The organism is Sporolactobacillus nakayamae (assembly GCF_900113325.1).
Lineage (GTDB): Bacteria > Bacillota > Bacilli > Bacillales > Sporolactobacillaceae > Sporolactobacillus > Sporolactobacillus nakayamae.
Window position 1 is genome coordinate 101,771 of the sequence record NZ_FOOY01000012.1, and the last position, 14,693, is coordinate 116,463.

A 14,693-nucleotide genomic window follows, 5' to 3' on the forward strand; every position below is an offset into this window, starting at 1 on the left:
TCGCCTATTCATGAAGTGGATAAATTTTGAAAGGATGAAGTTGACACTATGGGACAATTAATGGGTTTCATTAATATAGAGAAGCAATACCTAAAAGAACGTAAACCGGTCGAACGTGTAAATGACTGGAATGAATATAAAATTCCTTTGGCTGAAAGTGAAGCGAAAGATCAAGCGGCACGCTGCATGGATTGCGGTATTCCTTATTGCCAAATTGGCACAACGATTAATAGAGGAACAACCGGTTGCCCAATCCATAATTTGATTCCGGAATGGAATGATCTTGTTTATCACGGATTGTGGAAAGAGGCTTATGATCGATTAGCAAAGACAAATAATTTTCCTGAATTTACGTCAAAAGCCTGTCCTGCGCCATGTGAAGGTTCGTGTACAGCCGGGCTTGTGAATGATCCGGTATCAATCAAATCCATTGAACGAGCAATTATCGATCGCGCTTTTGAGGAAGGATGGGTCGTTCCTAAACCGCCGAAAAGGCGCACTGGAAAAAAAGTTGCTGTGATCGGATCAGGACCGGCCGGGCTTGCAAGTGCAGATCAACTGAATAAAATTGGACATGAAGTGACTGTTTTCGAACGATCGGATCGACCCGGCGGTTTGCTTATGTATGGAATTCCAAGTATGAAGATTGAGAAAGATGTGGTAGATCGTCGCATTCGTTTACTTGAAGAAGAAGGCATTATTTTTAAGACAAGTGTTGACGTCGGAAACACGATTAGCGTTCAGTCCCTGAAAGATGAGTTTGACGCAGTCATTCTCTGTACCGGAGCAGGCAAGCATCGAGAAGTAACGATAGAAGGCCGTGAGCTAAAGGGAATTTCTCCGGCGATGAAGTACCTGATCGCCAGCAACCGTAATCAGCTTTATGGAGAAGCCCTAGAATCCGACTATGATGCAAAAGGAAAACGCGTGATCGTGATCGGCGGCGGTGATACCGGAGAAGACTGTGTCGCTACGGCAATTCGCCAAGGATGTAAAAGCGTTGTCCAATTTGGCAAGCACGGCAAGCTGCCTGCTCAACGCACGGAAAAGAATCCATGGCCGGAGCACCCAAATGTTTTCTCAGTTGATTATGCTTACGAAGAAGCAGAAGAGGTACTTGGCAAAGATCCACGGGAATATTACGTTGAAACCGAAAAATTTATCGGGAACACAGATGGACATGTCACAGAGCTGATCACCGGATCCTTCAAAAAAGAACAAAGTGATGAGTCGGCAAAGAAAAACTGGAAGGCAGATCTTGTTTTAATCGCCATCGGATTTCAAGGAGCCGAAGATAGTGTGTTCGATGATTTTGAAGTGACTAGAGATCCATCGGGCCGTGTCATTGAAGCCGATACGTACAGTTATCAGACCAGCCAGGAGGGCGTTTTTGCTGCGGGCGATGCGCGTAGAGGTGCGAGCTTGATCGTCTGGGCAATTGAAGAAGGCCGCAAAGCGGCTGCAGCTGTCGATCTATATCTGGATAAAAAGTTGTCCCTGCTTCACCAATAATCAGCAGGGATTGAATCCATCATAATTATGATTATCGTTTCATAAAGAAACCTGAAAGCCGGCCAACGCCGGCTTTTTTTCAAGTTAAGAAAATATAGCGTTTTGCCTTGCTGGTACGACGATCAGGTCATAAGATTTGATTGGGGTGATCAGGTTAGCGCCCAATCTTAGAAATAAACGGAAAAATTCCGCTTATCGAATCGAAAAACGTGAAAATGGAGGGTTTTTCTGTGCATAAGCGGAAAAATTACCCTTATGTACCTGTGAAACAAGCGCCAGGATGCATATAACCGGAAAATCTCCGCTTATTTTACTCCGGCCGCGTTACTTAATTAAGGGATCAAAATGATTTATTAGAAAACTTGGCTTCGCCAAGCCTCTGGCGAAGCGCTCTTTTGCTCGCTTTTTCTTAGGTGAAATTTTTTGAAGAAGAACTGAAAACCTTCAATACGGTAAATGAGATTGATTTGATCTGACGTAAAGTTTTTGTAAATAATAGAAATGGCTTCTCATACACATTGAAATATGCCGTATAATAAGAGTCAAGTGCTTGAAAAAGGAAAAAGAGATTATAGTTGTGGGGTGAGGACGGTGGCGAAACATAAACTGTTCGCATCAATCACGGTTGGGCTACAGACACTCGTGCTAAAAATTGCCGACCTGACGAAAATGTCGATCGTTGAGTATGTTAAAGCAGATGTTTCAATTGGCGCGGATATCTATGACCATCAGATGATTGAATTTCAGACTGTTGATCAGGCATGCCGTCAGCTGGCTGGATTTGTGCAAATTATGAATGATTATGGGGTCACAAGTTACCGGGCGGTTGCTGCAAGTTCGGTTCAGGAGTCGAGAAATGCCGAATATATCAAAGAACAAATTCGGATTAAGACAGGGCTTAACGTCGAGTGGCTAGCGAACGCTGAAGAACGTTTTCTGCATAACCAGGCTGTGGCTTATAACACGGATGCATTCAGCGATCTGATTCAGCGAGGAACCATGCTGATTGACATCGGTTCAGGAAGCATGCAGCTGACTGTTTATAACGACGGTCACTTTATTTTTTCACGAAATATTAAACTCGGCCCACTTCGCATTCGCGAATTATTAGGCGATTTAGAAAGCAAGACGAGCGACTTTGTAGAAATAATGGAAGATTATATTCGCAGCAAAATTGATGGTTATCATCAATTCGCGCCTAAAGGAGTTACCATACAGAACTTTGTTCTTGTGGGAACGGATCTGCTTGCGTTTAAGCAGACTTTTATGGAGGGAAGCGGGGATACAATCAGCCGGAAACGCTTTGCGGAATTATATCAGCACATCCTGACCATTCCGCCGCAGGTGCTGGCTAAGGAGTATACATTGCCCTATGATTCGGCATCGCAGCTGTTGCCTTCGGCGATGATGCTGAAGATGGCTCTTGAGATTACTGGCGCGGAGAGCATTATTTTGTCAGATGCTGATCTTGCTGATGGGGTAATCGTCCATGAACTCTTGCAACTGCATAGGGGAATTCTGAATCATTCATTTACAGACGATATTATTGTCGCGGCACGTAATATAGCCGCCCGCTACAATTGTGATGCAGAACATATTCGCATTGTTGAAAATTTTGCGCTTCATTTATTTGATCGCCTGAAACGGTTGCATGGCCTTGACAAGCGGGACAGGCTTCTTCTGCAGCTCGCGGCGATCCTACAAGATACCGGAAGCTATATCGATATGAACGCGCATTATGTGCACTCTTATTACATCATTGAGTCATCAGAAATCATCGGTATATCGGAAAATGAACGTGACATCGTCGCAAATATCGCGCGCTATCACAGTGCGGAGACACCTTCAAGCAACTCGTCCGACTTTCAAAGACTTCCGGCGACAAGCAGACTGATTGCGGCAAAACTTGCAGCCATTCTCCGTATCGCCGACGCCCTTGACGACAGTCGACAGCAAAAGGTGGCGCGCATTGCCGTATCTCTAAAAAATGATCAGGTTACAGTTACCGCCCGATCGGATGATGATCTTTCACTGGAGAAGCAGACGTTCAAAGATAAAGCGGCATATTTTGAAGAAGTATTTGGATTGAAACCGATTTTAAGAGGATAGGTGGATGGTCATGGAGAATTTTGATCGTGAGGAGTATTTCAGCAATCGCGAACTTAGTTGGCTGCTTTTTAATGAGCGGGTGCTTGAGGAAGCCAGAGATAAGGACAATCCGTTACTTGAGAGAGTGAAGTTTCTGTCAATCACGGCGAGCAATCTAGATGAATTCTTCATGGTTCGTGTCGCATCTCTGATTGACATGCTTAATGTCGGCTATGACAAACCGGACGCCTCCGGACTTAAAACGCAGCAGCAGTTGACAGCAATCAGTGAGGCAGCGCATCAGATGGTTAGCCAGCAATATACAACTTATAATCGGATGTTAAAGAAGATGCTTAATGAAAAGAATTTTCATATTCTTGAAATTGGCGAGCTTTCGCAAAAACAGCTTGAATTTATTGATCATTATTTCAACCGTGAAGTATATCCTGTGCTGACACCGATGGCAGTGGATTCATCACGACCGTTTCCATTGATTCTGAATAAAAGTATCAATATTGCCGCGTTTATTCATAAAAAGGCCAGTACAACCGCTCATCGCGAATTTGTCACTGTTCAGGTCCCAAATGTATTGCCTCGCGTGGTTAAATTACCGGATCGAGAAGGACATACAAGCTTTATTTTACTTGAAACCATTATTCGGCGGCATCTCAATCAACTCTTTGTCGGCTATGAACTTGATGAGGCGTCTTGTTACCGTGTCATGCGCGACATGGATCTTGAAGTCGATGAGGAAGATACGGAGGACTTGCTTAAAGAAATTGAAAAGCAGCTGAGGCTTCGTGAACGGGGCAATGTCATTCATCTTGATGTGGAGGCGGGAATCAGTGACCGCCTTGTCGCCAAATTGTTTGACAGGCTCTCTGTGAGCCCAGATAACGTTTATCGGGTCAATGGACCGATTGACTTAACCTTTTTATCGAAACTAACCGGACAAATTAAAGAGCCTGGTGATTTGGTCTATCCGCCGCACCGGCCGTTTGTCCACTATGAACTGCTTGAACAGTCCATTTTTCATGCGATGCGTTCCGGTGACATTTTTCTGCACCATCCTTATGAATCCTTCGATCCAGTGATTGAACTGATCCGCCAGGCATCTAGAGATCATCAAGTGCTGGCCATAAAAATGACATTGTACCGAGTCTCAGGTAATTCGCCGATTATTCGGTACCTGGAAAAAGCGGCAGAGAACGGCAAACAGGTCACGGTGCTTGTTGAGCTTAAAGCGCGATTTGATGAAGAAAATAACATCAACTGGGCTCAGAAGCTGGAGAAGACCGGCTGCCATGTTATCTATGGCTTGGTGGGATTGAAGACACACTGTAAAATGGCTCTTGTCGTGCGCCGAGAAGAGGAAGGAATTAAACGTTACATGCATTTTGGAACAGGTAATTATAATGACATTACCGCTCATTTCTATACAGATATGGGGCTTCTTACGTGTAATGAGCAGATGGGTATCGATGCATCCAATGTGTTTAATATGCTCTCTGGTTATTCGGAGCCTCCTTACTTTCACAAATTAGTTATGGCACCTTTATGGTTGCGTGGCAATCTGCTTGATTTGATCGAGAATGAAATTAATAATGCCCGTGCAGGAAAACCTGCATTTATTCGTGCTAAGATGAACGCGCTCTCCGATGAATCCATTATCAAGGCTCTTTATCGGGCTTCTGCGGCAGGAGTAAACATTCAGCTCCTTGTCCGAGGGATTTGCTGTCTTCGGACGGGGATTCCCAGCGTTAGTGATCGAATCGAGGTCCATTCAATTGTCGGACGGTATCTTGAACATAGTCGAATCTATTTGTTTGGGAATGGCGGGGAGACGTCGGTCTTTCTTGCAAGTGCAGATCTGATGCCGCGAAATCTGAACCGGCGGGTTGAACTGATGTTCCCGATCGAGGATGAAAAAATAAAGACGACAATCATCGATTTATTCGATCTGATGATGAAAGACAACGTGAAGACGCGTGTGCTTGGCAGTGACCATCGCTATGAAAAACCGGATCGTCGTGGTAAAATTCCCTTCAATGTTCAAGAACATTTGGCGAAGCTCGCGGAGCAGAGAACGATTCGTCGTGAGCATTCACTTCGCGAGAAACGGACGTTTACCCCAATTAAAGGACACAGTGAGGATTTACTGAATCCAGAGGAATAATCGTAGCCCCCCAAAAAAATTATCGAAATAGCTGGAACGGCATTTTCCCTTTAACTCGCGATTTTTGTTGGCTGGGGGAGGGCGCGCGTTCTTTTTATGTATGTGACGTATTGAAACACATGGATACATGCCTTATGATTAATGTTAGTTTCTATAAAAATAGAGGTTCGATCGTACATGAATACCACACTATGTGAAGGTTCATAACACTTGAACGCTACTACATATTGTGGTATTGTATTTATCATAAAACAATATATAGTGTTTTAGTGGGGCTGTACATTTAAATGTATAGAAAAAGGAGGAGCGTCGATTGCTCATTTTATATGAAACAATGACGGGCAATGTCAAGCGGTTTCTCGCGAAAACCGGACTTGTTCATGAACCGATCAGCAGCAGCGATCGGGTCCATGAGCCATATGTTCTCGTAACGAATACGATTGGGTTTGGCGACGCTCCGGAACAAGTGAAAAACTTTTTGAAAAAAAATGGACAGTATCTTGTCGCCGTTGCGGCGAGCGGCAACCGAAACTGGGGACAAAATTTCGCTCATGCGGCGGATGTTGTGTCCCAAATGTTTCATGTTCCTGTTTTATACAAGTTTGAACTTGGCGGAACGGGGGAAGACGTCGTTGAATTTCGAGAGAGGGTGAAGGCACTTGCCGAACGAAGCGATAAAGTCAAAATCCTACACTGAACTGAACAATGAGGTGCTGACACGCGGGGATGACGGTTTTTACCGTTTAGATAAGGACAACGAAGCGATCAGGGTATATATGGAAGAAGTGCATGCGAAAACGATTCATTTTCACAGTATCCTAGACCGACTGCACTATTTGGTGGACGAACACTACTACTATGACGTGTTTGCCGATTATGTGGACGAGCAAATCGAGCAACTGCATCATATGGCAGCCGACTATAATTTCCAATTTAAGTCGTATATGGCCGCAAGTAAATTCTACCGTGATTATGCGATGAAAACCAATGACAAATCTCACTATCTAGAAAATTATGATGAGCGTGTTGCTATTGTGTCACTGTTTCTCGCTCGTGGAAATTTCGATCTCGCTGTTCGCTTTACGCGCGCGATGATGGAGCAGCGCTATCAGCCGGCGACACCGACATTTCTGAATGCAGGGAAAGCGCGCCGTGGCGAAATGGTTTCTTGTTTCCTTATTGAAGCCGATGACTCGCTCAACTCGATTAACTACATCGAGAGTACGTCACAACAGCTATCAAAAATCGGCGGTGGGGTCGCACTCAATCTATCGAAGATTCGTGCTCGGGGTGAATCAATTAAAGGCGTTGAAGGTGTTGCTAAGGGTGTGGTTCCGGTTGCGCGCAAATTGCAGCTCGGATTCTCCTATGCCGATCAATTGGGACAACGCCCTGGAGCGGGCGCGGCTTATTTGAATATCTTTCATTGGGACGCACCGGAATTCCTTGATACAAAGAAGGAAAATGCTGATGAGGATATCCGTCTCTCAACGCTGTCTATTGGATTGATCGTTCCAGGAAAATTCTTTGAACTGGCGGAAGCAGGCAAACCATTTTATATGTTTGCACCGTACACGGTTTTTGAGGAATATGGCAAACATTTGGACGATATGGATATGGACGACATGTATGATAAGCTGGTTGCAAATCCTGCGGTCAAGAAGAAGTCGGCCGACTCACGAGAATTTCTTAATCTGATTGCACAGATGCAGATGCAATCCGGATACCCATATATTTTCTACAAGGACAATGCCAATCGGAATCATCCGTTGCACCGCTTAGGCGACATTAAGATGTCGAATCTGTGTACGGAGATCTTCCAACTTCAGGAAACGTCGACAATTAATGACTACAGTGTTCCTGATGATATTCGCCGCGATGTTTCATGTATCCTTGGTTCGCTTAATATCGTGAATGTGATGGAATCCGGAAAAGTTCGTAATTCAGTACATTCGGGTATTGAAGCATTGACTCAGGTCAGTGATATGACAGAAATCGCCAATGCGCCCGGTGTGAGCCTAGCGAATCGCGAATTACATTCCGTTGGTCTGGGTGCAATGAATCTTAATGGATATCTCGCCAAAAATCAACTTGCCTACGAGTCAGCGGAAGCTCGGGATTTTGCACGTACCTTCTTCGCGCTTATGAATTATTATTCGATCGAAAAGTCTATGCTGATCGCTAAAGAACGCGGTACCACGTTCAAGGGATTCGAACAATCTGATTATGCTGACGGCTCATATTTTACGAACTATGAACACGAATTTTTCGGACCGAAAACAAAAAGAGCTGCGGAGCTGTTTGACGGAATACATATTCCAACGACCGCAGAGTGGACGGAATTGAAGAAAAAGGTTGCTGAATATGGTTTGTACAATGCTTATCGGCTGGCAATAGCTCCGACACAGTCTATCAGTTATGTGCAGAACGCGACGAGTTCGGTTATGCCCGTTGTAAATGTTATTGAACGGCGCAAATATGGTAACAGTGAGACGATTTATCCGATGCCATTTCTGTCTCCCCAATCCATGTGGTATTACAAATCAGCTTACCAAACAAACCAATTTCGCGTGATCGACATGATTGCTGAAATTCAGAAGCATGTTGACCAAGGCATCTCGACTATTCTTTACGTCGATAGCATGACGAGCACAAGGCAATTGGCAAGATTATATGTTTACGCGCACAAGATGGGACTCAAATCCCTTTACTATACAAGAACTCAGCTTCTGTCGCCTGAAGAATGCACGGCTTGCTCTGTGTGAGGGTTAAGGCGACTTTCCAAACAGATGACAGAATGAAGGATGGATTGTTAACGATGAAAGCTATTAATTGGAACAGCAGCGATAATCAAGTCGCAAAGGTTTATTGGAAACAAAACATTAACCAGTTCTGGACAGAGGAAGCGTTCAAAGTTTCACGCGATCTCTCGGATTGGTCGAAAATGAGCGATGATGAACGCGCGACCTATGTTGAGGTTCTCTCAGGACTTACCGGACTCGACCGTGAGCAAGGGGACAACGGGATGCCGCTGGTAGCCATTCACCATGACAACATGCATGAGCAAGCGGTTTTCGCTTGGATGGGCATGATGGAGCATGTTCACGCGAAATCCTATTCACATATTTTTTCAACGTTGATTTCATCGCGAGAGACGGATTATTATTTAGGAGAATGGGTAAACAATCAGCCCGAACTTCAAGAAAAATATCGGTTGATCGCACAGTGGTATGATCAGCTCTTTGATAAACGGGAAAATGTGACTCCGTTCAAGCGTTATATGGCAATGTGCGCCTCAGTGTTTCTTGAGAGCTTTTCCTTTTACAGTGGTTTCTTCTACCCGGTTTTCTTATCCGGCCAAGGACGGATGATCGCAAGCGGTGAAATCATCCGCAAGATTATTCAGGATGAGTCGATACATGGAAGTTTTACCGGAATGGTGGCTCAGCGACTCTACCGTGACGAACTCTCGGAAGAAGAACGTAAAATTGCGGACAAAGAACGCGAAACACTGCTGGATAAGCTGATTGAGGTTGAGAAACTATATACAGCCAAAATTTACACGAAAATCGGTTTAGTCGATGAAGTCATGGACTATGTCTATTATAATGCGAACCGAGCTCTGCAGAATTTAGGTTATGACGATAAATACGATCACGCTCCGGTCAGCCAGATCGTGTTGAATGGAATTGATACGAGTACGATTAATCATGATTTCTTTTCAACAAAAGGCGATTATGTTGTTCCGCTAAATATCGAACCGTTAACTGATGAAGATTTCAATTTCGATAATGTCTAATGAATAAGTTCCGATCCTTAGTGCTCGGAACATTTTTATTGCAGAAGACTGACAGAAAATTCGCAAGACACACGAATTTTTATATAAAGATGATGAGTTACTGTATTTGGAGGTCGATTCTGTGATTCCCCAATGGATAAGAAAAAGTCTGGTTGCCTGTGTCGCTGTATTAACCTTTGGAACGGTTATTCCGACACTGCCCACACATGATCTTGACAAACAAAATGATAAGCAAAATATCCAAAAACCGAGAAGCACTGTTGCTGTACGCGATTTTGAGAGCCGTCCTCTATCTGAAGAGCCGAATCGTGATGACACACAACTGTCAAAGCAAGAGCTGATCGATGGTTTCTCTATTTATGCGGTCAATGAAGCAAAAAAACAAGGGGCAGAAAAATTCGGAACGCGAATCGCTCCGAAAATCAATAAGCAATACTCAGAACAAATCGTTCCGATATTTGCACAAGCTGTAAAAGAGATTGGTGATATGCATAATTCTTTATGGATACGTCAGCTTGAGGTGACACATGATCCTGCTTCTGGACTCGGCGAGCGAATCATGCATGTCTACAACAAACAGACTGGCAAAGAAGTGCTTAAGCTTCATGTTCGGCGTGATCATCCGCCTTTAGACGGTTATTATTTTAATTTTCATTACCATACAGCACTGGACGGATTCCAGAAGCACCATGAAATCAAGACAATTTACTGGGGAAAGAACATGCCGCCAAAATGGCAGGTGTGAATCAACATACAAAAACCGGAGCGAATCATGCTCCGGTTTTTGTATGTGACAGCGACTAGATTTAATGACTCAGAGAATCAGAAGGCGGGTTCAAAGCCCAGCGAGGCAGTGACTTGGGCCATGATTCGATAGCCGATTGGATTCGGATGAATACGGTCGAATCCAAGTAGCTGCGGTTCGTGCCCTGAGAATGCGTGATAAATATCAGCTACTCGAACGAAAGGATAATCCTCGAGCGAGTTAAGCCGCTCATTATAGGACTCCAACCAACGATTTGTATCCGGAATGTAGAATAAAGGATTGTACAAATTCAACACACGAACAATAAACGGACTAGGATTATTTTTATGGAGCACACCGATCTGCCGGATCATTTGTTCAAAATGAGCTAAACTCTGCTCGCTTGCTTGAATGACTGGCGAAAAGTTTCCTGTGCGCATCCATTGTCGTCCAGCTTTAAGAAAATCATTTCCTCCGCCGGTCAATGTAATGAACTGAGCATTTCTGATTGCTTCAGAGACGTCCGGTCGTGAGAGATTCGCGCTAATTTCTGCGGTAGTTGCCCCGTTTTTTGCGTAAACCCGGCGCTCAATTCGTGTCTGATAGTAGGCTTCGAGCTCGTGGTGATACAGCTTGACAAAATTCGGCTGAAAAATTGTTGCACCCACGCCTACAGTCAGTGAATCACCAACAGCAGTATAAAGCGGACGAGTCTGCACTACGATCACCTCCGTTCACGAACTGTCTTTTTGCTATAGTGTATTCAATATAGAAGAACAGGTTCAGACGCGTTAAAGGAGGGATAGAGGGAAATGTACTAAAAAAAACAGCGCCCACATGTGAAACACAGTGAGACGCTGTTTTCTATTGGGTTCGTTGATTGTCGAAGTAAAACGGATTAGTTGCCGATGAATTCCTGAGTCCAGTAGGAGCCATAGGAGCCGCCCTGAACATAGCCGACACCGATTGTGGTAAAGCTTGCGTTTAAAATATTCGCACGGTGGCCCGGGCTGTTCATCCATCCTTGAACAACTTCTTCAGGTGTCTTTTGTCCGGCAGCAATGTTTTCCCCGGCTGTTTTATAGGAAATACCGAATTTTTTCATCATATCAAATGGTGAACCATAGGTCGGTGACTGGTGGTCAAAATAATTTTTGTCACTCATATCTTGAGATTTGGCGCGCGCCATTTTCGATAGAGTGCTGTTATCTGCTTTCAGTGGCTGGAGTCCGGCTTTTGTTCGTTCCTGATTCGTCAGTTCGACGACTTTTTGCTCGTAAGCGTTCATCTCACTATTTGAGGTTTGATTGTTGTCTGCTGGCTTGGACGAGTTGTCAGCCGCAGGCTTTTCAGCATTGGCAGGTGCCTCGGATTTTTGCGGTTCGGCAGGCTTAGCGGCCTTAGGTTTTTCCGCTTTGCTTGCATGCTTCTTCTTTGGCGTATCTGCGTTCTTAGAAGTATGCTGCGCATCCTGTTCCTGAACTTGTGTAAAATCAAGGGTAATACCCAGACTTTTCAACAATGCGTTAAGATCCAGATTCTGTTGATCCTTCACTTTTAATGAGTTAAGCAGGCTCGTCACGTCAGCTTTGCATAATTCGTTTTTTGGCTGCTCTGCTGCGTTTGCCTGTCCACCTCCGATTACGAGTGGCAGGGCAATCATCCCTGCGATGGTTAAACCAACTACTTTCTTTTTCATTGTGTAATTCCCTCCTTGGTTAATAGGTTTCGAGTTTGGGAGATTTGTAGTGGGGTAAAGGGTGGAATTACATGATGTTACCATATTTGTGGAAGATCCAGCCAGATGTGAGTAAACGTGCGTTTTAGAGCTTATTATATAAGAAGAAAGAGAACATAAATGGTTGTCCTCATTGGTTGTTAGGGATAGTTGCAAAGAGTTCGAAAGATAATCGTTTTGTGGACCCATTGTCATGTTGAGACAAAAAAACAGCCCTTCGATCTTCAACGAACATCGAAAGACTGAGCTATTAATCATTTATAGGTGTGCAGGTACTCATTGAATTGTTTCTATCGTAGTGTATCGATTGAACCAGCTAATGATCTCGTGCAGTCGGGTCAGACGATTTTGCGGTCGCCCGCTTCTCGAAAGCTCGTGGTTTTCCCCTTTGATTCGCACAAAGCGTGTTGTGACACCAAGTCGGCGCAGTGCAACGTACCATTGCTCCGCTTGTTCGATTGGACAGCGATGATCCTGCTCGCTGTGAATGATACAAATAGGCGTGTTGACTTTATTCGCGTTACGGATTGGTGAGAAACTCATCAGCAGATCTTCATCGCTCCATAAGTCGGCACCGTTAAAGTAACGCGTGAGAAAATAATAGCCGATATCGCTTGTACCAAAGAAGTTATACAGGTTGCAGATTGATCTCTGTGTTACTGCCGCACGAAAACGGTTGGTGGTTCCGACAATCGTATTAGTCATAAAGCCGCCATAGCTGCCGCCGGTGACATACTGGCGATCACGATCGCACTTAGGAAAATGATCCAACACATAGTCTAGTCCTTTAATAATGTCTATCTTGTCTTTTCTGCCCCAGTCGCCGTAACATCCGGCACAGAATTCGGCGCCATAACCGCGGCTGCCGCGTGGATTCGTGTACACAACAGCGTATCCTTGTGCCGCGAGACATTGAAATTCATGATTAAACGAGTCACCGTAAGCGGCTGCGGGGCCGCCGTGTATCTCTAATACCACTGGAACTTTGTCTGTGGTTGGGAAGGACTCCGGAGGCATGAGCAGCCATCCGTCGATTTTCCATCCATCGGCACCTTTGTATGTAAAAGAAATTGGCTTACTCACATCTAATTGCTCAAAAAGTTGCTGATTATGATTGCTGATTTGTCGAACGGTGTCGCCATTTCCCAGGAAATAGAGATCTCCCGTTGAAAGCGGTGTTGAAATAATGGCGGCAATCGTTCCATTTTTCATCGAGAAGGAAGTCATCACATGTTCATCCTTCATGAACACTGCTGCGTATTCTCCTCGCAGATTCACCGATTTTAATCCGCTAATGGGTCCGTCTTGGACAAGGTAGGTCAACGATTGGCCATCCTTCGCCCAGGCGAGAAGCTGATGACCAGCATCAAAACGAACATCGGTGCCGATAAAATTGCCGAGTGATAAGTGTTCGTTCTTTGTAAGATTCCTTGCCGTGCCACCAGTGGATGGGATGAGCAAAATCGTTATGTTTTCCGGAGTACATTCCCCATCTTCATTTCCAGCCAATGCGATCGTTTTTCCATCCGGGGAAATTTGACTGTCATAAATAGTACCTTTTGCTTCATAAATGCGTGTTGTCGTGCGTGCAGAAAGATCAAAAGCGTAAAGGTCAAGAAGATAATCACTTTGGTCCGGATCAGCCTTGCCCATACAGAAATATAATCTGTTGCCTTCAGGTGCGAAGACTGGAAGTTCCGCGTCACAGCTGGGATTTGAGATCAGTTCTCTATACTTGTCCTCAATTGAGAAAAGATAGAGCGCTGATGTTCCATCAACAAATCCTTGGCCGTTTTGTAAATATCTGAGTCTGGTGATGACGGTGACATCCGAGTTGTCGCTATTCTTTTCATCTTTTAAAATGGTTTGGCAGACGACTTGTTTTCCATTTGGGCTAAGTGCAAAGCTTTGCACCCCATTTTCAAACTCGGTTACTCGCTCGGACTCGCCGCCGAACAGAGAGATTCGCCATACTTGATCCGTTCCCGTACGATTTGAAAGATAGTAGACATAGGTACTGTCGGCAGAAAAACATGGGCTATGATGCTTTACCAGCGTATTTTCCGTGTAATCATACGTCAGCGGTTTTGGCGAACCTTCGCCATCCGTCCAATAGAGGGCGGATGTATAGCCGTTTTGTTTAAGATCAGTTTTGGTCACGACATAAACTGCTTTTGTGCCATCTTGAGAGAGTGCCGGAGACCCGGCAAAAGTAAAAGCCGTTAAATCATCACTAGTAATCAGCCGTTTGTTCAAGTTGATGTCCCCCTTTGATCTAGTTATAGGTGATTATAACAGAATGCTGCCTTTTCTTGTGCGATTGTCTATATCGAGTAGGAGGAGATAATTTCTCCGACCTCTCACACCACCGTACGTACGGGTCCGTATACGGCGGTTCAATAGCTTAAGTGTGCATGCTCGAACAGATGGACTAGATTTTTGAGTCCCACCTGTTCGAGTATTTTGTTTGTGATCGACCGATGTAAGATATGGCTACAGGCGATGCGCCAGTAGCCTTTTCGTGTATTCGCCCATTCCCATGCTTTTGGTTTTGGAACGTTAAGTTTCATGAGACTTTTATATCTCGTCTTGACTTTCTTCCAACGTTTCCAAATGATCTGGCGAATTCTTCGCC

The 14,693-nt window shown here is 44.6% G+C and carries 10 protein-coding genes and 1 pseudogene; 7 read left to right on the forward strand and 4 right to left on the reverse strand.

The annotated features are described in order from the left end of the window. Window positions 1-48: 48 nt before the first annotated feature. From BM003_RS09680 to BM003_RS09710, 7 genes are all read left to right on the forward strand, one after another. The gene (locus tag BM003_RS09680; protein WP_093672535.1) at window positions 49-1,512 is read left to right on the forward strand and encodes a glutamate synthase subunit beta; all 1,464 of its coding nucleotides are present in this window, start codon (window positions 49-51) and stop codon (window positions 1,510-1,512) included. Between the two features lie 591 nt (window positions 1,513-2,103). After that, window positions 2,104-3,621, forward strand: coding sequence for a Ppx/GppA phosphatase family protein (locus tag BM003_RS09685; RefSeq protein WP_245734189.1), 1,518 nt, complete (start codon window positions 2,104-2,106; stop codon window positions 3,619-3,621). 10 nt (window positions 3,622-3,631) lie between these two features. Continuing rightward, window positions 3,632-5,776: an RNA degradosome polyphosphate kinase gene (locus BM003_RS09690; RefSeq protein WP_093672565.1), complete on the forward strand. Its 2,145-nt coding sequence runs from the start codon at window positions 3,632-3,634 to the stop codon at window positions 5,774-5,776. 313 nt (window positions 5,777-6,089) lie between these two features. Next, on the forward strand, window positions 6,090-6,473 hold the full coding sequence (gene nrdI, locus BM003_RS09695) for a class Ib ribonucleoside-diphosphate reductase assembly flavoprotein NrdI (protein WP_093672539.1): 384 nt from the start codon (window positions 6,090-6,092) through the stop codon (window positions 6,471-6,473). Further along, complete coding sequence (nrdE, locus tag BM003_RS09700; RefSeq protein ID WP_093672541.1) at window positions 6,436-8,541, forward strand: class 1b ribonucleoside-diphosphate reductase subunit alpha; 2,106 nt, start codon at window positions 6,436-6,438, stop codon at window positions 8,539-8,541. The genes nrdI and nrdE overlap by 38 nt, the downstream gene beginning before the upstream one ends. Before the next feature lie 53 nt (window positions 8,542-8,594). After that, a complete protein-coding gene (nrdF, locus tag BM003_RS09705) occupies window positions 8,595-9,575 on the forward strand; it encodes a class 1b ribonucleoside-diphosphate reductase subunit beta (protein ID WP_093672543.1) in 981 nt (326 codons plus the stop codon). 121 nt (window positions 9,576-9,696) lie between these two features. Further along, window positions 9,697-10,320 (forward strand): YpjP family protein, encoded by a 624-nt coding sequence (locus tag BM003_RS09710; protein WP_093672545.1) that lies wholly within the window; start codon window positions 9,697-9,699, stop codon window positions 10,318-10,320. A gap of 77 nt (window positions 10,321-10,397) precedes the next feature. Here the strand turns inward: BM003_RS09710 and BM003_RS09715 are convergent, their stop codons facing one another. From BM003_RS09715 to BM003_RS09730, 4 genes and pseudogenes are all read right to left on the reverse strand, one after another. Next, on the reverse strand, window positions 10,398-11,039 hold the full coding sequence (locus BM003_RS09715; protein WP_093672547.1) for a GDSL-type esterase/lipase family protein: 642 nt from the start codon (window positions 11,037-11,039) through the stop codon (window positions 10,398-10,400). A 179-nt stretch (window positions 11,040-11,218) separates the two neighbouring features. After that, window positions 11,219-12,019 carry a CAP domain-containing protein gene (locus tag BM003_RS09720; RefSeq protein WP_093672549.1) on the reverse strand — a complete coding sequence of 267 codons (801 nt, stop codon included), beginning with the start codon at window positions 12,017-12,019 and terminating at the stop codon, window positions 11,219-11,221. Window positions 12,020-12,334: 315 nt separating this feature from the next. Further along, window positions 12,335-14,314 (reverse strand): S9 family peptidase, encoded by a 1,980-nt coding sequence (locus BM003_RS09725; protein WP_093672551.1) that lies wholly within the window; start codon window positions 14,312-14,314, stop codon window positions 12,335-12,337. Between the two features lie 140 nt (window positions 14,315-14,454). Further along, window positions 14,455-14,693, reverse strand: a pseudogene (locus tag BM003_RS09730) (group II intron reverse transcriptase/maturase); the annotation flags it as partial.